Annotated in this window: 24 protein-coding genes, 2 tRNA genes and 1 pseudogene; 18 read left to right on the forward strand and 9 right to left on the reverse strand. The window is 71.3% G+C overall.

Annotated features, from left to right (window positions below; all coding sequences use genetic code 11):
- The first annotated feature begins 43 nt into the window (after window positions 1–43).
- The 5 genes from ACK4K7_RS10790 (at window position 44) to ACK4K7_RS10810 (ending at window position 5,431) form a co-directional block, all read left to right on the forward strand.
- Window positions 44–214, forward strand: coding sequence for a hypothetical protein (locus tag ACK4K7_RS10790; RefSeq protein ID WP_431865916.1), 171 nt, complete (start codon window positions 44–46; stop codon window positions 212–214).
- The gene (locus ACK4K7_RS10795) at window positions 198–2,018 is read left to right on the forward strand and encodes a hypothetical protein (protein WP_431865918.1); all 1,821 of its coding nucleotides are present in this window, start codon (window positions 198–200) and stop codon (window positions 2,016–2,018) included. Before ACK4K7_RS10790 ends, ACK4K7_RS10795 begins: the two co-directional genes overlap by 17 nt.
- Window positions 2,015–2,920: a tyrosine recombinase gene (locus ACK4K7_RS10800; protein ID WP_431865920.1), complete on the forward strand. Its 906-nt coding sequence runs from the start codon at window positions 2,015–2,017 to the stop codon at window positions 2,918–2,920. The genes ACK4K7_RS10795 and ACK4K7_RS10800 overlap by 4 nt, the downstream gene beginning before the upstream one ends.
- A gap of 12 nt (window positions 2,921–2,932) precedes the next feature.
- Window positions 2,933–3,877: an acetyl-CoA carboxylase carboxyltransferase subunit alpha gene (locus tag ACK4K7_RS10805; RefSeq protein WP_431865922.1), complete on the forward strand. Its 945-nt coding sequence runs from the start codon at window positions 2,933–2,935 to the stop codon at window positions 3,875–3,877.
- A 93-nt stretch (window positions 3,878–3,970) separates the two neighbouring features.
- Window positions 3,971–5,431, forward strand: coding sequence for a M48 family metalloprotease (locus tag ACK4K7_RS10810; RefSeq protein WP_431866049.1), 1,461 nt, complete (start codon window positions 3,971–3,973; stop codon window positions 5,429–5,431).
- Window positions 5,432–5,498: 67 nt separating this feature from the next.
- On the opposite strand, the gene ACK4K7_RS10815 is transcribed toward ACK4K7_RS10810, so the two are convergent.
- Both ACK4K7_RS10815 and ACK4K7_RS10820 read right to left on the reverse strand, forming a co-directional pair.
- The gene (locus ACK4K7_RS10815; protein WP_431865924.1) at window positions 5,499–5,687 is read right to left on the reverse strand and encodes a Flp family type IVb pilin; all 189 of its coding nucleotides are present in this window, start codon (window positions 5,685–5,687) and stop codon (window positions 5,499–5,501) included.
- Between the two features lie 233 nt (window positions 5,688–5,920).
- Window positions 5,921–6,094: a Flp family type IVb pilin gene (locus tag ACK4K7_RS10820; protein WP_431865926.1), complete on the reverse strand. Its 174-nt coding sequence runs from the start codon at window positions 6,092–6,094 to the stop codon at window positions 5,921–5,923.
- 111 nt (window positions 6,095–6,205) lie between these two features.
- On the opposite strand from ACK4K7_RS10820, the gene ACK4K7_RS10825 reads away from it, so the two are divergent.
- Window positions 6,206–6,604: a (deoxy)nucleoside triphosphate pyrophosphohydrolase gene (locus tag ACK4K7_RS10825; RefSeq protein ID WP_431866050.1), complete on the forward strand. Its 399-nt coding sequence runs from the start codon at window positions 6,206–6,208 to the stop codon at window positions 6,602–6,604.
- A gap of 1 nt (window position 6,605) precedes the next feature.
- Here ACK4K7_RS10825 and ACK4K7_RS10830 read toward each other — a convergent pair whose 3' ends face one another.
- Window positions 6,606–7,457 (reverse strand): class I SAM-dependent methyltransferase, encoded by an 852-nt coding sequence (locus ACK4K7_RS10830; RefSeq protein WP_431865928.1) that lies wholly within the window; start codon window positions 7,455–7,457, stop codon window positions 6,606–6,608.
- A gap of 48 nt (window positions 7,458–7,505) precedes the next feature.
- On the opposite strand from ACK4K7_RS10830, the gene ACK4K7_RS10835 reads away from it, so the two are divergent.
- The 6 genes from ACK4K7_RS10835 to ACK4K7_RS10860 all read left to right on the forward strand — a co-directional run bounded on the left by ACK4K7_RS10835 (window position 7,506) and on the right by ACK4K7_RS10860 (window position 10,968).
- Window positions 7,506–8,252: a double zinc ribbon domain-containing protein gene (locus tag ACK4K7_RS10835; RefSeq protein WP_431865930.1), complete on the forward strand. Its 747-nt coding sequence runs from the start codon at window positions 7,506–7,508 to the stop codon at window positions 8,250–8,252.
- Between the two features lie 57 nt (window positions 8,253–8,309).
- Entirely contained in the window at window positions 8,310–8,570 is a 261-nt protein-coding gene (grxC, locus tag ACK4K7_RS10840) for a glutaredoxin 3 (RefSeq protein ID WP_431865932.1), read from the forward strand.
- Window positions 8,567–9,394 carry a carbon-nitrogen hydrolase family protein gene (locus ACK4K7_RS10845; protein WP_431865934.1) on the forward strand — a complete coding sequence of 276 codons (828 nt, stop codon included), beginning with the start codon at window positions 8,567–8,569 and terminating at the stop codon, window positions 9,392–9,394. The genes grxC and ACK4K7_RS10845 overlap by 4 nt, the downstream gene beginning before the upstream one ends.
- The gene (locus tag ACK4K7_RS10850; protein WP_431865936.1) at window positions 9,391–9,825 is read left to right on the forward strand and encodes a DUF1178 family protein; all 435 of its coding nucleotides are present in this window, start codon (window positions 9,391–9,393) and stop codon (window positions 9,823–9,825) included. Before ACK4K7_RS10845 ends, ACK4K7_RS10850 begins: the two co-directional genes overlap by 4 nt.
- Window positions 9,826–9,897: 72 nt before the next feature.
- Window positions 9,898–9,974, forward strand: a tRNA-Arg gene (locus ACK4K7_RS10855).
- A 121-nt stretch (window positions 9,975–10,095) separates the two neighbouring features.
- Window positions 10,096–10,968, forward strand: a complete 873-nt coding sequence (locus ACK4K7_RS10860) for a dienelactone hydrolase family protein (RefSeq protein WP_431865937.1) — start codon at window positions 10,096–10,098, stop codon at window positions 10,966–10,968.
- 47 nt (window positions 10,969–11,015) lie between these two features.
- Here ACK4K7_RS10860 and ACK4K7_RS10865 read toward each other — a convergent pair.
- Window positions 11,016–11,092, reverse strand: a tRNA-Arg gene (locus tag ACK4K7_RS10865).
- 57 nt (window positions 11,093–11,149) lie between these two features.
- Here ACK4K7_RS10865 and ACK4K7_RS10870 point away from each other — a divergent pair.
- Both ACK4K7_RS10870 and ACK4K7_RS10875 read left to right on the forward strand, forming a co-directional pair.
- The gene (locus tag ACK4K7_RS10870) at window positions 11,150–11,884 is read left to right on the forward strand and encodes a queuosine precursor transporter (RefSeq protein WP_431865939.1); all 735 of its coding nucleotides are present in this window, start codon (window positions 11,150–11,152) and stop codon (window positions 11,882–11,884) included.
- A gap of 110 nt (window positions 11,885–11,994) precedes the next feature.
- The gene (locus ACK4K7_RS10875) at window positions 11,995–12,420 is read left to right on the forward strand and encodes a hypothetical protein (RefSeq protein ID WP_431865941.1); all 426 of its coding nucleotides are present in this window, start codon (window positions 11,995–11,997) and stop codon (window positions 12,418–12,420) included.
- A gap of 4 nt (window positions 12,421–12,424) precedes the next feature.
- Here ACK4K7_RS10875 and ACK4K7_RS10880 read toward each other — a convergent pair whose 3' ends face one another.
- The 3 genes from ACK4K7_RS10880 to ACK4K7_RS10890 form a co-directional block, all read right to left on the reverse strand.
- Window positions 12,425–13,759 (reverse strand): MFS transporter, encoded by a 1,335-nt coding sequence (locus ACK4K7_RS10880; RefSeq protein WP_431865942.1) that lies wholly within the window; start codon window positions 13,757–13,759, stop codon window positions 12,425–12,427.
- An 83-nt stretch (window positions 13,760–13,842) separates the two neighbouring features.
- Window positions 13,843–14,625 (reverse strand): exodeoxyribonuclease III, encoded by a 783-nt coding sequence (gene xth, locus ACK4K7_RS10885; RefSeq protein WP_431865943.1) that lies wholly within the window; start codon window positions 14,623–14,625, stop codon window positions 13,843–13,845.
- A gap of 38 nt (window positions 14,626–14,663) precedes the next feature.
- A complete protein-coding gene (locus tag ACK4K7_RS10890) occupies window positions 14,664–14,999 on the reverse strand; it encodes a HesB/IscA family protein (protein WP_431865945.1) in 336 nt (111 codons plus the stop codon).
- A 114-nt stretch (window positions 15,000–15,113) separates the two neighbouring features.
- Between ACK4K7_RS10890 and purS the strand changes: the two genes are divergently transcribed.
- From purS to ACK4K7_RS10905, 3 genes are all read left to right on the forward strand, one after another.
- Entirely contained in the window at window positions 15,114–15,353 is a 240-nt protein-coding gene (purS, locus tag ACK4K7_RS10895) for a phosphoribosylformylglycinamidine synthase subunit PurS (protein ID WP_431865946.1), read from the forward strand.
- A complete protein-coding gene (gene purQ, locus ACK4K7_RS10900; RefSeq protein WP_431865948.1) occupies window positions 15,350–16,024 on the forward strand; it encodes a phosphoribosylformylglycinamidine synthase subunit PurQ in 675 nt (224 codons plus the stop codon). The genes purS and purQ overlap by 4 nt, the downstream gene beginning before the upstream one ends.
- Before the next feature lie 179 nt (window positions 16,025–16,203).
- Window positions 16,204–16,458 (forward strand): hypothetical protein, encoded by a 255-nt coding sequence (locus ACK4K7_RS10905; RefSeq protein ID WP_431865949.1) that lies wholly within the window; start codon window positions 16,204–16,206, stop codon window positions 16,456–16,458.
- Between the two features lie 43 nt (window positions 16,459–16,501).
- Here ACK4K7_RS10905 and ACK4K7_RS10910 read toward each other — a convergent pair whose 3' ends face one another.
- The gene (locus ACK4K7_RS10910) at window positions 16,502–16,999 is read right to left on the reverse strand and encodes a glycine zipper 2TM domain-containing protein (protein WP_431865951.1); all 498 of its coding nucleotides are present in this window, start codon (window positions 16,997–16,999) and stop codon (window positions 16,502–16,504) included.
- Window positions 17,000–17,131: 132 nt separating this feature from the next.
- On the opposite strand from ACK4K7_RS10910, the pseudogene ACK4K7_RS10915 reads away from it, so the two are divergent.
- Window positions 17,132–17,305, forward strand: a pseudogene (locus ACK4K7_RS10915) (PIN domain-containing protein); the annotation flags it as partial.
- Between the two features lie 62 nt (window positions 17,306–17,367).
- Here the strand turns inward: ACK4K7_RS10915 and ACK4K7_RS10920 are convergent.
- Window positions 17,368–18,552, reverse strand: coding sequence for an acetyl-CoA C-acyltransferase (locus ACK4K7_RS10920; protein WP_431865952.1), 1,185 nt, complete (start codon window positions 18,550–18,552; stop codon window positions 17,368–17,370).
- Window positions 18,553–18,636: the final 84 nt, after the last annotated feature.

An 18,636-nucleotide genomic window follows, 5' to 3' on the forward strand; every position in this document is an offset into this window, starting at 1 on the left:
TGGGGCTATACATAGGCCCGCCTCGTGGGGCAAAAGGCCCGCCATGCGTAGGACCACTTTCGCCCCGACGCGGCGGCGGCGCTCGCCGTTGCCGTTCCTCCTCCTGCTTGTGCTCGTTCTGCTGATCGGCGGCGCGATCTGGCTCTCCACCGTCGACACAGAAGTGCCGCAGTCGCGGATCGAGCAGGACGTCACGAATGAGATTCAGGGCTAAGCTTCTCCTGCTCGGGGGGGCATCGTCGCTTCTCCTCGCGCTCCCGGCGCTGAGCCAGAGCGCGCCCGAATCGCTGCTTCCGCCCGGCTTCGGCGATCCCGAGCGGCCGGCGCCGGCGCCGACGCCCACGCCGCGCGCCGAAACGCCGCCGCCGGGATTCGGCGATCCGGAGCGGCCGGAGCCGGCGCCGCGCGCGGCCCCGCCGCCGCCGCCGCCCGCCGTCGAAGCCGCGCAGCGCGACCTCGTGGTGGTGGAGCCGATCTCGCCGCGCCAGTTCGACATTCCCGACAGCGCCCGCCGCCCGGTCGAGGTGGTGGGCGTGCTCGGCCCCGGCAATTGGGGCGTCGGCGCCGATCCGTGGGGAGGCGCCAATGGCGGCTTCCTGTCGACGCTGATGCGGCGGCTGGACGCGCCGCTCCCGTCGCGCTGGACCTCCATGCTGCTGCGCCGCGCGCTGCTCACCCGCGCGCCGGCGCCGTCGCTGGTCGATCCGGTCGACTGGGTCGCCGACCGCGCCTGGCTGCTGGTGCGGATGGGCGAGGCGGACGCGGCGCGGATGCTGGTCGAGGCGGTGGACGTCGACCGCTACACGCCGCGGATGATCCAGGTAGCGGTGCAGACGGCGCTCGCCACCGCCGATCCCGCCGCGCTCTGCCCGCTGGTGGAGCCGGGGCGGGCGGGCTCCAACGAGCCGGTCTGGCCGCTGGCCGACGCGATGTGCGCGGCGCTGGAAGGCGAAGCCTCGCGGGCGAGCGCGCTCATCGACCAGGCGCGGCGGCGCAGCGGCGCGCGCGGCATCGACCTGCTGCTCGCCGAGAAGATCGTGGGGGCGGGCACCGACACCCGGCGCGCCGTCACCATCCAGTGGGACGAGGTGGACAGCATCAACAGCTGGCGCTTCGGCCTCGCCAGCGCCACCGGCATGGCGATCCCGGACCGGCTGATGGCGGCGACGGGGCCGCAGGTCCAGGCCTGGCTCGCGCGCGCGCCGATGGTGCCGCTGCAGCAGCGCATGGACGCGGCCGAGGTCGCCGCCTCGCTCGGCGTCTTCTCGCATCAAAGCCTGGTCGAGATGCACAGCCTGATCCTCGACGGCACCGATCCGGCGGAGGCGGGCGGCACCACCGCGGCGCGCCTGCGCCAGGCCTATGTCGCCGCCGCGCCGGGCGACCGGATGGCCGCGATCCGCCGGCTGTGGGACGAGGCCGAGGCGCCGCACCAGCGCCACGCCCGCCGCATCCTCACCGCCGGCGCCGCGGCGCGGCTGGAGCCTTCCGAGGAGCTGGCCGAACATGCCGGCGAGCTGATCGCCTCGATGCTGATCGCCGGGCTCGACCAGCAGGCGGCGCGCTGGGCAGAGATCGCCGACGCCGCGTCGGGCACGAACGGCGACCGCGCCTGGGCGCTGCTGGCGGTCGGCGCGCCGAATGCGGCGGTGGACGTGTCGGCGAGCCGGATAGAGGCGTTCCGGGGACGCGACAACAGCCGCGACCAGCACCGCTCCCGCATCCTGCTGGCGGCGCTCGCCGGGCTCGACCGGATCGACCGCAACGCGGCCGGGCGGCTCGCCGGATCGATGGGCGTCGATCTCGGCCGCGACAGCCCGTGGAGCCGGGCGCTCATCTCCGCGGTGCGCAACCAGCAGCGGGGCACCGTGATCCTGCTGTCGGCGGTCGGGATGCAGACCGGCGACTGGCGCGGCGTGCCGCCCGAGCATCTGTTCCAGATCGTGCGGGCGCTGCGGGTCAGCGGCATGGAATATGAGGCGCGGATGATCGCCGCCGAGGCGCTGAGCCGGCTGTGACCAGCGGGGCCGGGGATCGCCAGCTGATCGCCGCCTTCCTGGAGATGATGGCCGCCGAAGCGGGCGCGGCGCGCAACACCCTGCTCGCCTACGAGCGCGACCTGCGCGGCGCGTCGGAGCTGATGGACGGCGGCCTCGCGGCCGCGCCGGCCGAGGCGCTGAAGCGGCTCGGTGAGGCGTGGCTGCCGCTCAGCCGGGCGACGGTCGCCCGCAAGGCGGCGGCGCTGCGCCGCTTCTTCGCCTTCCTGCACGAGGAGGGGCACCGCGCCGACGACCCGTCCGCCGCGCTCCCCCGCCCGGCGACCCGGCGGCCGCTGCCCAAGGTGCTGGACCGGCAGGCGGTGGACAGGCTGTTCGCCGAGATCGAGCGGCGGAAGGCGGAGGAGGGCGGACCGGCGGCGCTGCGCATGGCGGCGCTGGTCGAGCTGCTCTACGGATCGGGCCTGCGCGCGACCGAACTGGTCTCGCTCCCCCGCAACGCCGTCTCCCCCGACCGGCCGTTCCTGATCCTGAAGGGGAAGGGCGGGCGCGAGCGGCTGGTGCCGATCTCCGACCGGGCGCGGGCCGCCGTCGCGGAATATGCGGGGCTGGTGCCGAAGGACAGCCTCTGGCTGTTCCCGTCCGGCAAGCGCCATCTCAGCCGGGTCCGCCTCTACCAGCTGGTGAAGGAACTCGCCGCCGCGGCGGGGGTGCCGCCGGAGCGGATCAGCCCGCACGTGCTGCGCCACGCCTTCGCCACCCACCTGCTGGAAGGCGGGGCGGATCTGCGCGCGCTGCAGCTTCTCCTCGGCCATGCCGACATCGCGACGACGCAGATCTACACCCATGTCGATTCGCGCCGGCTGATCGATCTGGTGAACAGCCGCCACCCGCTCGTTGACGTGAAGCGCAAGGGGGCCTAACCGGCCCGCTCCATGGCGACCACCTTTCTCGACTTCGAAAAGCCGATTGCCGAGCTCGAGGCCCGCGTTGCGGAGCTTCGCGAGACGGCCGAAGGCACCGACATCAACATCGACGCCGAGATCGAGCGGCTGCAGGGCAAGTCCGAACGGCTGCTGCGCGACATCTATGCGCGGCTGACGCCGTGGCAGAAGACGCAGGTCGCGCGGCATCCGGAGCGGCCGCACTTCAAGGACTATCTCACCGGCCTGGTCGAGGATTTCGTGCCGCTGGCGGGCGACCGCAACTTCGCCGACGACCAGGCGATCATCGGCGGGCTGGGTCGGCTCAGGGGCCGCAAGGTGATGCTGATCGGCCATGAGAAAGGCGACGACACCGCCTCGCGGCTCAGGCACAATTTCGGGATGGCGAAGCCGGAAGGCTATCGCAAGGCCATCCGGCTGATGCGGCTCGCCGACGATTTCGGGATCCCGGTGGTGACTTTGGTGGACACGGCCGGCGCGTTCCCGGGCGTGCAGGCCGAGGAGCGCGGCCAGGCGGAGGCGATCGCCCGTTCGACCCAGCAATGCCTGGAGCTACGCGTGCCGCTGGTGGCGGCGATCGTCGGCGAGGGCGGATCGGGCGGCGCGGTGGCGATCGCGGCGGCCAACCGGGTGCTGATGCTGGAACATTCGATCTATTCGGTGATCTCGCCCGAAGGCTGCGCCTCGATCCTCTGGCGCACCGCCGACAAGGCGGCCGAGGCGGCCGAGGCGATGCGGGTGACGGCGGACGATTTGAAGCAGCTCGGCGTCATCGAGCGCGTCGTGCCGGAGCCGGTCGGCGGCGCGCACCGGCGGCCGGAAGAGGCGATCTTCACGCTCGGTCAGGCGATCGGCGAGGAGCTGGACGCGCTCGGCAAATTGTCTGGCGACGAGGTGCGGGCGCAGCGCCGCGCCAAATTCCTCGCCATCGGCTGAGGCGACGGCAACGGAACTGCGGGGCCGAAACGGTGTTCAAGCCGCGACGGCGGCGTTTGGCCGCCCCGCGTTAGGAGTACCGTTCCCATGAAGATGAAAGCGCTCATCGCGCTCTCCGCCTCGTTCGCGGCCATCGGCTGCGCGACCGGCGGGCTGGTCGGCACCGGCGACCAGCGTGCGATCTCTCCCCAGGTCGCCCAGCAGGCGGCCCAGCAGCACCCCCAGATCGTCCAGGAGTTCGGCGGCGAGCTCGGCGGGCAGCGCGGCGCCTATGTGCAGGAGGTCGGCCGGCGCATCGGCGCCCAGTCCGGCATCCAGGGCGCCGGAACCGGCGGCTACAACTTCACGGCGCTGAACTCCCCGGTGATGAACGCTTTCGCCGTTCCGGGCGGATATATCTACATCACCCGCCAGCTGATGGCGCTGATGAACGACGAGGCGGAGCTCGCCTCGGTGCTCGGCCACGAGGTCGGCCACGTCGCCGCCGACCATGCGCGCGGCCGCCAGCAGCGCGGCATTCTGACCCAGCTCGGCGCGCTCGCGGTGGGCGTGCTCACCGGCTCCGGCCAGCTCGCGCAGATCGCCGGCACCGTCGGCCAGGGTGTGCTCAACACCTATTCCCAGGCGCAGGAATTCGAATCGGACGCGCTCGGCATCCGCTACATGACCGCGGCGGGCTACGATCCGATGGCGTCGCCGTCGATGCTGGCCTCGCTCGGCGCGCATTCGGCGCTAGAGGCGCGCTTCACCGGCCGCCAGGACGACCAGCGCGCGACTCCGTCCTGGGCGCGCACCCACCCGCTGAGCGCCGACCGCGTCGCGCGCGCCACCCAGCAGGCGCAGGCGACGGGCCGCGCCGGCCAGGGCGAGCGCAACCGCGACCGGCATCTGCAGATGATCAGCGGCATGATCTTCGACGACGATCCCGCCCAGGGCGTGATAGAGGGCCGCGACTTCCTGCATCCGGACCTCCGCCTCGCCTTCACCGTGCCGCAGGGCTTCGGCATGCAGAACGGCACCCGCGCGGTCGCCGTGATCGGCCAGAGCGGGCAGGCGCAGTTTTCGACCGGGCCGTTCCAGGGCAATCTCGGCACCTATATCGGACAGGTGTTCCAGGGGCTGACCGGCGGGCAGGGCCAGGCGCAGGTGCCGCAGGTCCAGTCGACGACGGTGAACGGCATCCCCGCCGCCTTCGCCACCACCCGGGCGCAGACGCAGCAGGGTCAGGTCGACGTCACCGTCTTCGCCTATCAGTTCGAGAACAACCGCGCCTACCATTTCGTCACGCTGACCCAGGCGGGGACCGGGCTCGGGCCGTTCAGCTCGATGGTGCAGTCGGTCCGGCGGCTGACCGCCCAGCAGGCGGCCGCGATCCGGCCGCGCGTGGTCCAGATCGTGACGGTGGGCGCGAACGACACCGTCCAGAGCCTCGCCAACCGGATGGCCTATACCGAGCATCAGGTCGACCGCTTCCGCGTGTTGAACGCGCTCGGGCCGAACGACGGCGTACGGGCCGGCCAGCGGGTGAAGCTGGTCGTCTACGGCAACCGCTGAGGCGGACGCGAAAAGGGCGGCGGAACCGGGTTCCGCCGCCCTCATGCTTGCCCCGAAGGACGAAGGCTTAGTTGCTGAAGCCGCGCGAATTGGCGTCGGACATCTCGTTGCCGACACCTTCGAAGGTCTCGGTCAGCGTGTTGCCGAGGGCGCCCATGGCGGTGATCGCGGCGACGGCGATGAGGGCGGCGATCAGGCCGTACTCGATCGCGGTGGCGCCTTCTTCGTTCTTGATCAGCTTGCGAAACAGTTTCATTTTCCGGTCTCCTTGGTTCCAACCTGTGGAAGTCCACACTTCCCCGCCGCCCGCCTCTTCTTCGGGTCAGCAGTCCGGGTTTAGGGGAAGGAAGTTTCCAAACATTTAAGCGGCGCGAGGGGATTCGACGGCTTTGCGGACATCGGCGGGGCGGCGCGCGACCGTCCGGGCGCCCCGGCGCGTCTGCGCCAGCGCTTTCAGGTCGTGCAATCAACGAAGCATTTCGCGAAGGATCAGTCGCTCGCCGCGACGACGTCGTTGGAGACGCCCATCCACATGTTGATGACCACGTCGGCGAAGGAATTGACGGCGCCCACCATCGCGAGAAACACGAGCGCCAGGATGAGGCCATATTCGATGGCCGTGGCGCCGCGCTCGTCCTTGAAAAGCTCACCGAAACGACGCATCGCAATAGGCCCTTCGCGGCGGGCGGCCAGTCGCCCATCCAGAGCCGGAATAGAACGGGCGTCGTTAACGATTCGCTAGCGCGGAGGGTGAACCTGCAAAATTTTCCGACAATGACGGTGGTCGCGGCGGCGCTGATCGATGGGGAGGGACGCATCCTCCTTCAACAGCGGCCGCCCGGGCGGGCGATGGCCGGCCTGTGGGAATTTCCGGGAGGCAAGGTGGAGCCGGGCGAGCGGCCGGAGCAGGCGCTCGCCCGCGAACTCGGCGAGGAATTGGGGATCGAAGTGGCGGAGGACGATCTCGCGCCCGCCTGCTTCGCCAGCGCGCCGGTGGGGGAGCGCCACATGATCCTGCTCCTCTATCTCTGCCGCTCCTGGCGCGGGGGCGATCCGCGGGCGCTGGAGGCGACGGGGCTGCTCTGGCGACGCCCGGCGGAGATGCGCGGCCTTGCCATGCCGCCGGCCGACGCGCCGCTGATCGACCTGCTCGAAGCTTTGCTGGGCGCGTGAGCTAGCGCCCGATCGCCCGGGCCAGCGAAGCGGTGGCGCTGCCGCGGCGCGCGGGTTTGGGTTGATCCGGCGAGGGCGCCCAGCCGGACAGATAGAGAATGTCGAACCGCTCGCGCACCTTGCCGTCGGCTTCGGCATGGGAGTCGAAATCGGCGATGGCGGCGGCGAGGCCGAAGCGGCCGACCGGCCGGCGCGAGCGCCCGGCGAGGACGTTGGTCGCGCCCATCGCCCGCAGGTCCGCGACGAGAACGGGAAGGGCGGGGTAGCGCACTTCCACCGTCTCCGTGTCGACCACCGGGAGGGCGAAACCGGCGCGGGTGAGGAGGTCGCCGGCCGCGCGCACGTCGATCTGCGGGTGGACGCGCGGCGACACGCCGCCTTCGGCCGCGTCGCCGGCGAGCATCGCGGTCTTGAGCCGCGGCAGGCTTCCGGCGCCCGCGAAGGCGGCGAGGAACAGGCCGTCGGGCCGCAAGGCGCGGCGGACCAGCGTCAGCGCGCCGGGCAAGTCGTTGACGCTGTCGAGCGCGCCGACAGAGACGACGAGATCGAAGGCGCCGTCGCCGAACGGCAGCCGGTCCTCGTCGCACTGGACGCCGCCGGCGCCGGCCGCGAAGCGCGCGCCCGGATCGGCGGGAAGCACGTCGAGCCCGCGCGCGCGCAGCCGCTCCGTCAGATAGCCGCCGGCACAGCCGAGATCGAGCGCCCGGCGGAAGGGGCGGGTGACGAGATCGAGCCGCTCGACGATCTCGTCGGCGGCGCGGCGGTGCAGGAAATCGGCCGCGGCGAAGCGCGGCGCGGCGCGGTCGCGGCGGAGCCGGCGCAGTCCGCGGTCGAAAGGGGTGTCGGCGCTCACCGGCGCCTCTTGCTCCGCCCGCCGCTTCGCCGCAAGCTTCGCCGCGCCATGCACGCCCCCGCCGTCCTCGCGCGCGCCGCATTTCGCCGCCTCGTCGATCTGGCGCTGCCGCCGCGCTGCCCCGGCTGCGGCGCGGTGACTCGCGAACCGCACAGCTTCTGTCTCGCCTGCTGGTCGGCTTTGTCCTTCCTCGGAGAGCCCTGCTGCGGCCGATGCGGCCTGCCGTTCGAATATGACGCCGGCGACGGCGCGCTGTGCGGCGGCTGCCTGAAGGCGCCGCCCGACTTCGACCGGCTGCGCGCCGCCGTCGCTTATGGCGACATTTCCCGGAAGGTGGCGATCCGGCTGAAATATAGCGGCCGGCCGGGGATCGCCGTCACCATGGCGCATTTCATGGCGCGGCATGTCGGGGAGGGCGATCCGCCGATCCTGGCGCCGGTGCCGCTCCACCGCTGGCGCATCTGGAAGCGCGGCTACAACCAGGCGGCGCTGATCGCCTCCGCGCTCGCGCGGCGGTGCGGTGGAGAGGTGGAGCTGGCGCTGCTGGAGCGGGTGAAGGCGACCCCGCCGCTCAAGGGCATGAACCGGCGCGAGCGGGCGCTCGCGGTGCGCGGCGCCTTCCGCGTCGCCGGAGAGGCGAAGGCGCGGATCGCCGGACGGCGGGTCGTGCTGGTGGACGACGTCTATACCAGCGGCGCCACCGCCAATGCCTGCGCGCGGGCGCTGCGCAAGAGCGGCGCGGGGCGGGTGGAGATCGTCTGCTGGGCGCGGGTCGTGCGCGGCGGCGATCATTGACAAGCCGGGCCGCCCGCATCACCTCCCCGGAACAGGGGGCAGCGCTCGGGAGCGAACATGGCACGCGTTGAAATCTACACCAAGTTCCTTTGCCCCTATTGCAGCCGGGCCAAGAAGCTCCTCGAGACCAAGGGCGCTTCGTACGAGGAATATGACATCTCGATGGGCGGGCCGAAGCGGCAGGAGATGATCCAGCGCGCCAACGGCCGCACCACCGTCCCGCAGATTTTCATCGACGACCGCCATGTCGGCGGATCGGACGATCTCGCCGCGCTCGACCGCGACGGCAAGCTCGACCCGCTGCTCCAGGCCGGATGAAGGTCGCGCTCTACCAGGCGCGGACCGGGATCGATCCCGCCGCCAATGCCGACAGACTGGTGAAGGCCGTCCGCGACGCCGCGGCGGGGGGCGCGGCGATGCTGTTCACGCCGGAGATGAGCGGGCTGCTGGACCGCGACCGCGCGCGCGCCGCCGCGCATCTGCGGAGCGAGGCGGAGGATCCGGTGCTCGCGGCGGTGCGGGCGGCGGCGGCCGAGGCCGGGATCTGGGTCCATCTCGGCTCGCTGGCGCTGCGCGCCGAAGCGGGCGACAAGCTCCTCAACCGGGGTTTCGTGATCGACGCGGAGGGCAAGGTCCGCGCGCGCTACGACAAGATGCACCTGTTCGACGTCGATCTTCCGACCGGCGAGAGCTGGCGCGAATCGGCCGCTTATGCCGGCGGCGAGCGGGCGGTTGTGGCGGACACGCCGCTTGGGATCCTCGGCCTTTCGATCTGTTACGACCTGCGGTTCGCCGGGCTCTACGGCGCGCTCACCGATGCGGGCGCGACGGTGCTGAGCGTGCCGGCGGCCTTCACGGTGCCGACCGGCGCGGCGCACTGGCACGTCCTGCTGCGCGCGCGGGCGATCGAGGCGGGCGCCTTCGTGCTCGCCGCCGCCCAATCGGGCCGGCACGAGGACGGGCGCGAGACCTACGGCCACAGCCTCGCCATCGATCCCTGGGGCCGGGTGCTGCTCGACATGGGCGAGGGGGAGGGGCTCGGCTTCGCCGAACTCGACCTTGGCGAGGTGGACGAAGTGCGCGGGCGGCTTCCCGCCATAAGCCATCGCCGGCCGATCCCGGCGGCGGAGCGGGCACCATGATCGTCTTCGACCTCAAATGCCCGTCCGACCATGTGTTCGAAGCCTGGTTCGGATCGAGCGGGGATTATGAGGCGCAGAAGGCGCGCGGCCTCGTCTCCTGCCCGATCTGCGGCGCGGGCGAGGTGGACAAGGCGGTGATGGCGCCGAACGTCGCGCCCAAGGGCAATGCGGGCGGCTATTTCTCCTCAGACCCGGCGGAGGTGAAGCGGATGCTGGCGACGCTCGCGGCCGAGCAGAAGAAGGTGGTCGATTCCTCGGAATATGTCGGCGACCGCTTCGCCGACGAAGCGCGCGCCATCCATCTGGGAGACTCCGCCGCCCGCTCGATCTACGGCCGCGCCACCCGCGCGCAGACCGAAAGCCTGCTCGACGAGGGCATCCCGGTCGCCCCGCTTCCCTTCCCGGTGGCGCCGCCCGGCGAGGAGAATTGACGCAGGGCCGCTGCTCCGCCGCCCGACTTGCCGCAGCGGCGGGATGGCTGTAGCGAAAAGCCGTCAAGGTGCGGCCCCGTAGCTCAGCAGGATAGAGCGACTGATTCCTAATCAGTAGGCCACAGGTTCGAATCCTGTCGGGGTCACCACCACATCTCTTATTATTCCCAAGCGCTGGCAGGTCGTCCTTTCCTGCGCGACAGCTCGTTCTTTACGCCCCGTGCCATGCTCTCTAGGACGGCGGGAGGATCGGCGGCGAGGAAGCGGGCGATGTGCGAGCGGGATCAGCTTGAGGCTTGGCCAAGCGGCGGAGCATCGGACTGGGCGGTGAACCGGCGGCAGGCCGCGCTGGCGGGCCTTGGCGCGCTGGCCGCCTGCGCGACCGGGCCGGGCGATCCGGGCCGCGGGCTGACCGAGGATCGGGTGCGCTTCGCCGGGGCGGACGGCACCGTCGACGGCTTTTTCGTCGCTCCGGCGCGCGGCGCGCATCCGGGGATCGTCACCTGGCCCGACGTCGCGGGGGTGCGGGAGGCGTTCGAGATGATGGCGCGGCGGCTGGCGGCGCAAGGCCATGCGGTGCTGGCCGTGAACCCTTATTACCGGCACGCGCCCGCCCCTCAATTCGCCGATTTTCCCCAGTTCCGGGCCTCCGGCGGGTTCGAGAAGGTGGCGCCGTGGCGCGCGGCGCTCACGGCCGAAGCGATCGGGTGGGACGCGCGCGCCGCCATCGCCTGGCTCGACGCGCGGCCGGAGGTGGACGGCGCGCGCGGCATCGGCACCCACGGTTACTGCATGGGCGGGCCGTTCGCCGTCTGGACCGCCGCGGCCGTGCCGGAGCGGGTGCGGGCGGCGGCCTCGCTCCACGGCGGCGGGCTGGTGCGGGCCGACGATCCGCGCAGTCCCCACCGGCAACTCGCGGCGAGCCGGGCCGGCTTCCTGTTCGCGATCGGCCGGGACGACGACGCCCGCGCGCCCGAGGTGAAGACCGCGCTGCGTGAGGCCGCCGCCGCGGCCGGGCGGGAGGCGGAGGTGGAGGTCTATCCGGCGGACCATGGCTGGACGGTGCCCGACAGCCCCGCTTACGACACCGCCGCCGCCGAGCGGGCCTGGGCGCGCATGAGCGCTTTGTTCGCCGCACTCTAGCTGGAGGTTCTGGGTCCCGAGCCAGGCCGGCCGCGGTCGTGGAAAACTGGCGCGCCCGGCAGGATTCGAACCTGCGACCCCAAGCTTAGAAGGCTCGTGCTCTATCCAACTGAGCTACGGGCGCCCGGCCCGATGCTCTAGCGCGCTTTGCGGCTGAACGGAACCGCGCTAACGGTCGGGCATGGACGGGGGAGAGGTAAGGGCGCTGCCGGCGGCGGCGATCGAGGGGCGGCGCCTCCTTTATTTCGATTATGTGATGGCGGCGTTCGTCACCATCCTGCTCCTTTCCAACGTGATCGGCGCGGGCAAGGTCGCCGTGGTGGGCCTGCCGGTGATCGGCGACTGGCCGTTCGGGGCCGGCATTCTCTTCTTCCCGATGGCTTATGTGATCGGCGACGTGCTGACCGAGGTCTACGGCTATGCGCGGGCGCGGCGCTGCATCTGGGCGGGCTTCGCCGCCTTGCTGTTCATGGCCGGCATGGCCTGGGTGGTGGTGGCGCTGCCGCCGGCCGCGGGCTGGGGCGGGCAGGCGGCCTATGAAGCGGTGTTCGGCCAGGTGCCGCGCATCGTGCTCGCCTCGATCATCGCCTTCTGGGCCGGCGAGTTCGTCAATTCCTATGTGCTCGCCCGGATGAAGGTGTGGACCAGGGGCCGGCATCTGTGGACCCGGACGATCGGCTCGACCATCGCGGGGCAGGGGGTGGACAGCCTGCTCTTCTACCCGATCGCCTTCTACGGCGTGTGGGACAACGACACGCTGGCGATCGTGCTGGTGACGCAGTGGGTGCTGAAGGTCGGCTGGGAAGCGGCGCTTACGCCGGTCACCTATCTGGTGGTCGGCTGGCTGAAGCGGCGCGAGGGCGTCGACGTCTATGACGAGGCGACCGACTTCACGCCGTTCCGCACCCGCGTCTAGCGCGGCCATCGGCTAGGGGCTTTCCCTTACGGGCATCTTCGTAATGCGGGCGGCGGGGCGGCCGGGCAGAAGGACGTGCATCCAAGGTCCAGCCAGCAAGGAAGCCTGCCATGGTCGTCCATCAGTCCGCCCGCGAAATCTCCCGCCATGCGCGGATCGTCCCGGAGCCCGTGCTTCGCCCCAATCGCGGCACCCGCGTCTTCGACCTCCACCCGGCCGTTCATCTGATGGTCGCGGGGGCGTGGTTCGCCTTCGTCGCGATCCTCGCCACCGCCTTCATGAACGCCGAGTTGGTCGTCCCGGCGGCGATCTTCGCGATCGGCGTCGTCGCTCTGTTCGTCACCCCCGCTTTGTGGAGCCGGGTGGTGCCCGAGGACGGGCTGCGCCGGCCGAGCTGGTCCGAATTCCTGGCCGAGGGGGTCGATTGCCACACCGGCCGCCTGACCTCCGGTCAGGCGCTGGCGCAGATCCTCGTCCTCCCGGCGATGCTGCTCGGCCTCGGCCTGTTCTTCGCGGTGCTGAAGGCCTTCGTCTGAACGCTCACTCGGCCGCGGCGGCGCGGGCGGCGAGCGCGGCCTGGACCTCGGCGAGTTCGCCGGGGCCCAGGCGCCAGCGCGCGACCACCCAGGCCGCCGCCGCCATCAGCAGCACCGGCGGGAGGACGAACAGCACCGTCATGCCCAGGATCGCCCCGTCGCTGTTGCCCGCCCCCGGCCGGGGATCGAAGCCGATCAAAGCGAGCAAGGGATAGATGAGCGCCACCGGCGTGGCATAGGCCACCTTCTGGGTGGTGGTGAGCACCGCCTGGAGGAGGCCGTTGCGGTCGAGGCCCGTCTCCAGCCGGTCGGCGTCGGCGACGTCGGCGAGCATGGCGCGCAGCAGGAAGGGGGCGGCGGCATAAGGCACGCCCGCGATCATCATCGCCGGCAGCGCCACCCAGAAGCCCGCCGAACCCAGCAGCCCCAGCGATCCGTGCGCGACGCAATAGAACAGGCAGGCCGCCGCCATCGCCTTGTGCTTGCCGATCCGGCGCGACAGGCCGATCCAGAGCGGCGCCGCCGCCAGCCCGGCGAGGAAATAGACGAGCAGCAGCAGGCTCGCCTCGCCCGCCGCGAAGCCCAGCCGATGTTCGAAATAGAACAGGAACATGGCGCCCGTGATGCCCGGCGCGACGCTCGCCAGCACGTCGAGGAGGAGCAGGCGCAGGATCAGCGGGTTGCGGGCGAGGGCGCGGAAATCGGCGAACGTCGCCTTCTGCCGCTCGGCCGCGTGCGGGCGCTCGGGAAGGCGCGCGGCGGCGTAGAAGGCGGTAAGGGGGGCGAGCAGGATGATGAACCAGCCCATCGCGTGAATGCCCGCCGACGCATCCTCTCCGCCCGCCATCCGCACCGCGAGCGGCGCGATCGCGAGGATCAGCACCATCGACAGGATGGTCGTCGCCTGGAACCACCCGAACACCCGCGCGCGCTGGTGGTAGTCGTCGGACAGGGTCGCGCCCCAGCCGAGCAGCGCCACCACCATCAGCGAGAAGCCGAAATAGAGCAGCATCAGCTGCGCGAAGGCGAGCCCCGCCGAAATACCGGGCGCGGCCATGAAGACCAGCCAGGTGCCGAGCGCCATGACGAAGCCGCCCGCCACCAGCCAGGGGCGGTAGCGGCCGAAGCGGCTGCGCGTCCCGTCCATCAGATGGCCGAGCAGCGGATCGAGCGGCAGATCGAGCAGGCGCACCAGGAAGAAGATGAGGCCGACGACCGCGAGGTCCATGCCGAGCGTCCCGGCATAATAAGGCGGAAGATAGACGATCAGCGGCAATCCGATCGCCCCGACGGGCAGCGAGGGCGCCGCGAAGGCGAATAGGGTCGATCGCTTCAGCACGCTGCCTCCCCGGCCCACAGGTCAGGCGACAACTATGCCCGCCCGAGCGGCGGGCGCAAGGGGCCCGGGGAAGGGCTGCGGGATCAGGCTTCGAGCCGGACCCAGGTCGGCGCGTGGTCGCTCGCTTTCTCGCGGCCGCGATAGTCCTTGTCGACGCCGGCGTCGGCCAGGCGATCGGCGGCGATTGGGCTCAGCAGCAGATGGTCGATACGAAAGCCGGCGTCGCGCTGCCAGCATCCGGCGGTATAGTCCCAGAAGGTGTAGACCGGCCCGTCCGGGTGCCGCGCGCGGATGGCGTCGGTCCAGCCCTGATGGAGGATGCGGCGGAAGGCTTCGCGGCTTTCGGGCTGCATCAGGGCGTCCTTGGCCATGGCGCGGGCGGAAAAGACGTCGTCGGGCTCGGGCGTCGGGATGACGTTCCAGTCGCCCGCCAGCACGACCGCGCGCTCCTCGCGCAGCAGGTCGGCGGCGTGCAGGCGCAGCCGCTCGAACCAGGCGAGCTTGTAGGCGAACTTCTCCGTGCCGACCGGATTGCCGTTGGGCAAATAGATGGACGCGACGATCGTCCCGTCGACCTCGGCCTCGATATAGCGGCTGTGGCTGTCGTCCGGATCGCCGGGCAGGCCCATCCGGCGCAGCGTGGGCGCCGTGTCCCCGCGGGACAGGATGGCGACGCCGTTGAAGCCCTTCTGGCCGTGCCAGACGGCGCGATAGCCGGCGGCTTCGATGTCGGCGGCGGGGAAGGCCTCGTCCGCGCATTTCAGCTCCTGCAGGCAGACGATGTCCGGCTGCTGCTCGGCCAGATATTCGGCGAGCCGATCGGCCCGCGCGCGGATGCCGTTCACATTGTAGCTGACGATCTTCATGACCGCAGCGCTTAGCCCCTGCGGTGCGGGCGCGCCAGTCAGACGCTGAAGCTGGTGCCGCAGCCGCAGCCCGAAGCGGCGTTGGGATTGCGGACCTGGAAGGCGGCGCCGCCGAGCGATTCGACGAAGTCCACCGCCGCGCCGCGCACGAGATCGAGGCTGATCTCGTCGACGACCAGGGTGACGCCGTCCCGCTCCGCGACCGTATCTTCCGCCTCGACGCCGTCGGCGAGGCCGAAGCGATACTGGAACCCGGCGCAGCCGCCGCCTTCCACCGACAGGCGCAGGATGGCGGGTTTGCCCTGCCGCGCCGCGATGGCGGCGACCCGCGCCGCGGCCGAGGGAGTGAGGTCGATGTCGCGTGGCTCGCTCATGCCTTGCGAGATAGGATGCGGCGCGGCCCGCCACAAGCGCGCCCGGCTTGTGCGCCGGAGCGCGAGCGGCCATATGGCGCGCATCCCCGTTCGCGCCTCAGGAGATCCTTTGCCATGAAGACCCGCGTCTACGTCACGCTGAAGAACGGCGTTCTCGATCCGCAAGGCAAGGCGATCCACCATGCGCTCGAGGGACTCGGCTTCAGCGGGGTGAACGAGGTGCGCCAGGGCAAGCTCATCGAGCTCGATTTGGCCGATCATGTCGGCGACGAGGAGGTGGAGGCGATGTGCCGCAAGCTGCTCGCCAACACCGTCATCGAGAATTTCCGCATCGAACGGGGCGACGCGCGATGAAGAGCGCGGTCATCGTCTTTCCCGGGTCCAATTGCGACCGCGACATGGCGGTGGCGCTGCGCGAGGTGACGGGCCGCGCGCCGCAGCTCGTCTGGCATCGCGAGACCGAACTTCCGGAGGGGCTGGACCTGATCGCGGTGCCCGGCGGCTTTTCCTATGGCGACTATCTGCGCTCGGGCGCGATGGCCGCCAATTCGCCGGTCATGCGGGAAGTGAAGGCGGCGGCGGGGCGCGGGGTGCCCGTGCTCGGCGTCTGCAACGGCTTCCAGATCCTGACCGAGGCCGGCTTGCTTCCCGGGGCGCTGATGCGCAACGCCGGCATCAGCTTCGTCTGCCGCGACGTGCCGATCCGGGTGGAGAACAGCCAGTCGATCTTCACCTCGCGCTACGCGGCGGGGGAAGAGATCGTGATCCCCGTCGCCCATCATGACGGCAATTACCAGGCGGACGCGGCGACGCTGGACCGGCTGGAAGGCGAGGGCCGGGTGGCCTTCCGCTACGCCGCCGGCTGCAACGGCTCGGCCCGCGACATCGCCGGCATCCTGAACGATGCGGGCAACGTGCTCGGCATGATGCCCCACCCCGAACGCGCCGTCGAACCCGCCCACGGCCGCGAGGACGGCCGCCGCCTGTTCGAAGCCCTGATGGAAGCCGTCAGCGAACCCGCCTGAGCCGGCCGGGTCCCGATCCTGAACCCTGGCGGACGGTGGCGTTCAGGGGGGCGTCACGCGTCTGTGGATAAATGCAGGTTGGTGTTGCTCCGGCATTTCCGGCTGCGTTATCGTCGCGGCGGGACGGGGAGGGTGATGTGAACCAGTGCGTCAGGGACTTTATCGAGCTTGGAGATGCGGTGTCGCTCGATGCCGCGATCGACCGGCTGACCGCGCTTCGGGCGCAGCTCGGGCCCGATGCGCGGGCCGAGCTGTCGGTGCGTGGCGGCGGGCCGGACGGTCCCCGGATCGGCGTCGCCTTCGACCGCCCGCAGACGGCCGAAGAGGAAGCGCGGGACGCGCGCTATGCCGCCGCCTATCGCGAGGCGCGGGCGCGGGAGATGCGGCTTCTCGGCGAGGCGCTGGGCGGCGCCCGCCGCCGCAGCGTCGCCTGACGACCGGCGCCGGCGTTGGATCGCCGGCGCAATCGCTTACCTTTCACCGACAGCGCAGATCGTTGTTCTGCTCGACCGCGCGGCCGAGCAGCGCCCCGAGCGCGCCGCCGATCAACGTGCCGGCCGCCCGGTTGCGCCCGCCGTCGATGACGTTGCCGAGGATGCCGCCCGCCGCGCCGCCGATGACGAGGCCGGTGGTCCCGTCCGAGCGGCGGCAATAGTAGCGTCCGTCCGAGCCGCGATAGACTTCGTCCCGTGCGGTCAGGGCCCGCTCGGGCGCGCGCGGGTCGTGGCGATAGTCGCGCGCGGCGTCATAGTCCGTCGCAAAAGGGTCGCCATAAGCGGAGCCGGCGCGCCCGTCGCGGTGGCGCGCCGCCTCGTAACGGTCGCGCTCCGCCTCGTAGATGCTGCGCTCGCGGTCGAAGCGGCGCTGGGCGTCCTCCCAGCGCTGCTGGTCCGCGCGGCTTTGCGCCGCGGCGGGCGCGGCGAGGCCGAGCGTGGCGGCGGCGGCAAGCACCGCGGCAATGGTGACCTTCTTCATGCCCTTTCCTCCCTCGTTTCGCCTCCGCATCGAAGCCGATCCCACATGAAGGAGAGATGAAGAAGCGTCGGCAGTCGCCCTCGTTGTGGCAAGGCCGGCGTACCTGTATACCGTAGTAAGCCGTCCGACCCCGCACTGGCGGTCGCGGCCGGCAAGCTGCGCGCCCGCACCCGGCGCCTCGGCCTGTCGCTCGGCGACCGCGCCTGCCTGGCGCTCGCGATCGCGCGGGGAGCGCCGGCGGTGACCACCGACCGCAGCTGGGCCACGCTCGACATCGGCGCGGACGTGATCGTCGCGCGGGGCTGAGCGACGATCGTCCGGGCGGCTTTCAAGCTGAGGCGGAGAGGCGCGACGCCGGGCGACGCGCGTTAGACCAGCTCCACCGCCACCGCCGTCGCTTCGCCGCCGCCGATGCACAAGGTGGCAACGCCGCGCCTGGCGCCTTGCTGCTGGAGGGCGGAGAGGAGGGTGGCCATGATGCGCGCGCCGGAGGCGCCGATCGGGTGGCCGAGGGCGGTGGCGCCGCCATGGACGTTGATGCGGTCGCGCGCGATGTCGAGGTCGCGCATCGCGATCATCGCGACGCAGGCGAAGGCCTCGTTCACTTCGTAGAGGTCGACGTCGCCCGCGCTCCAGCCGGCTTTGTCCAGCAGCTTGCGCACCGCCGGCACCGGCGCGGTGGTGAACAGGTTGGGCGCCTGGGCGTGGGCGGCATGGGCGACGATGCGGGCGACGGGCTTCGCGCCGAGCCGGTCCGCCACCGACTGGCGGGTGATCACCAGCGCGGCCGCGCCGTCGGAGATGCTCGAGGCGTTGGCGGCGGTGATGGTGCCGTCCTTGGCGAAAGCGGGTTTCAGGTTCGGGATCTTCTCCGGGTTCGCCTTGCCGGGCTGCTCGTCGGTCGCGATCTCGACGTCGCCCTTGCGGCTCGAGACGGTGACCGGGACGATCTCGCGCTCGAAGGCGCCGGACCGGATCGCGTTCGTGGCGCGGCTCAGCGATTCGATCGCATATTCGTCCTGCGCGGCCCGCGTGAACTGATATTCGCGCGCCGCGTCCTCGGCGAAAGTGCCCATCGCGCGGCCGCTGTCATAGGCGTCCTCGAGCCCGTCCATCATCATATGGTCGTAGACCGTGTCGTGGCCGATGCGGGCGCCGGCGCGGTGCTTCTTCATGAGGTAAGGCGCGTTCGACATCGATTCCATGCCGCCGGCGACGATGAGGTCGGCCGATCCGCCGGCGATCATGTCGTGGGCGAACATCGCCGCCTGCATGCCCGATCCGCACACCTTGTTGACCGTCGTCGCCTCGACGGAGCGCGGCAGCCCGGCGCCGAGCGCCGCCTGACGCGCCGGCGCCTGGCCGAGCCCGGCGGGCAGGACGCAGCCCATGAAGATCTTGTCCACCGTCTCGCCCGCGACTCCCGCCCGCTCCACCGCGGCCCGTACCGCGGTCGCACCGAGCTCGGTTGCGCTCGCGCCGGCGAGACAGCCCTGGAAGCTCCCCATCGGGGTGCGGGCATAAGAGAGGATGACGATGGGATCGGTGGTCATGAACGGGCTCCTGAATCGATCCTCCCCGAGCTTGCTCGGGGAGGTGGCAGCGCGAAGCGCTGACGGAGGGGCAGGCGCGCCGGG

Source organism: Allosphingosinicella sp. (assembly GCF_046295735.1).
GTDB lineage: Bacteria > Pseudomonadota > Alphaproteobacteria > Sphingomonadales > Sphingomonadaceae > Allosphingosinicella.

What these genes read in the sequence shown, in the direction of transcription:
- ACK4K7_RS10790 (WP_431865916.1), top strand. Translation starts at nt 44, where the DNA reads ATGCGTAGGACCACTTTCGCCCCGACGCGGCGGCGGCGCTCGCCGTTG.
- ACK4K7_RS10795 (WP_431865918.1), top strand. Translation starts at nt 198, where the DNA reads ATGAGATTCAGGGCTAAGCTTCTCCTGCTCGGGGGGGCATCGTCGCTT.
- ACK4K7_RS10805 (WP_431865922.1), top strand. Translation starts at nt 2,933, where the DNA reads ATGGCGACCACCTTTCTCGACTTCGAAAAGCCGATTGCCGAGCTCGAG.
- ACK4K7_RS10810 (WP_431866049.1), top strand. Translation starts at nt 3,971, where the DNA reads ATGAAAGCGCTCATCGCGCTCTCCGCCTCGTTCGCGGCCATCGGCTGC.
- ACK4K7_RS10815 (WP_431865924.1), bottom strand. Translation starts at nt 5,687, where the DNA reads ATGAAACTGTTTCGCAAGCTGATCAAGAACGAAGAAGGCGCCACCGCG.
- ACK4K7_RS10820 (WP_431865926.1), bottom strand. Translation starts at nt 6,094, where the DNA reads ATGCGTCGTTTCGGTGAGCTTTTCAAGGACGAGCGCGGCGCCACGGCC.
- ACK4K7_RS10825 (WP_431866050.1), top strand. Translation starts at nt 6,206, where the DNA reads ATGACGGTGGTCGCGGCGGCGCTGATCGATGGGGAGGGACGCATCCTC.
- ACK4K7_RS10835 (WP_431865930.1), top strand. Translation starts at nt 7,506, where the DNA reads ATGCACGCCCCCGCCGTCCTCGCGCGCGCCGCATTTCGCCGCCTCGTC.
- grxC (WP_431865932.1), top strand. Translation starts at nt 8,310, where the DNA reads ATGGCACGCGTTGAAATCTACACCAAGTTCCTTTGCCCCTATTGCAGC.
- ACK4K7_RS10845 (WP_431865934.1), top strand. Translation starts at nt 8,567, where the DNA reads ATGAAGGTCGCGCTCTACCAGGCGCGGACCGGGATCGATCCCGCCGCC.
- ACK4K7_RS10850 (WP_431865936.1), top strand. Translation starts at nt 9,391, where the DNA reads ATGATCGTCTTCGACCTCAAATGCCCGTCCGACCATGTGTTCGAAGCC.
- ACK4K7_RS10860 (WP_431865937.1), top strand. Translation starts at nt 10,096, where the DNA reads ATGTGCGAGCGGGATCAGCTTGAGGCTTGGCCAAGCGGCGGAGCATCG.
- ACK4K7_RS10870 (WP_431865939.1), top strand. Translation starts at nt 11,150, where the DNA reads ATGGACGGGGGAGAGGTAAGGGCGCTGCCGGCGGCGGCGATCGAGGGG.
- ACK4K7_RS10875 (WP_431865941.1), top strand. Translation starts at nt 11,995, where the DNA reads ATGGTCGTCCATCAGTCCGCCCGCGAAATCTCCCGCCATGCGCGGATC.
- xth (WP_431865943.1), bottom strand. Translation starts at nt 14,625, where the DNA reads ATGAAGATCGTCAGCTACAATGTGAACGGCATCCGCGCGCGGGCCGAT.
- ACK4K7_RS10890 (WP_431865945.1), bottom strand. Translation starts at nt 14,999, where the DNA reads ATGAGCGAGCCACGCGACATCGACCTCACTCCCTCGGCCGCGGCGCGG.
- purS (WP_431865946.1), top strand. Translation starts at nt 15,114, where the DNA reads ATGAAGACCCGCGTCTACGTCACGCTGAAGAACGGCGTTCTCGATCCG.
- purQ (WP_431865948.1), top strand. Translation starts at nt 15,350, where the DNA reads ATGAAGAGCGCGGTCATCGTCTTTCCCGGGTCCAATTGCGACCGCGAC.
- ACK4K7_RS10910 (WP_431865951.1), bottom strand. Translation starts at nt 16,999, where the DNA reads ATGAAGAAGGTCACCATTGCCGCGGTGCTTGCCGCCGCCGCCACGCTC.
- ACK4K7_RS10920 (WP_431865952.1), bottom strand. Translation starts at nt 18,552, where the DNA reads ATGACCACCGATCCCATCGTCATCCTCTCTTATGCCCGCACCCCGATG.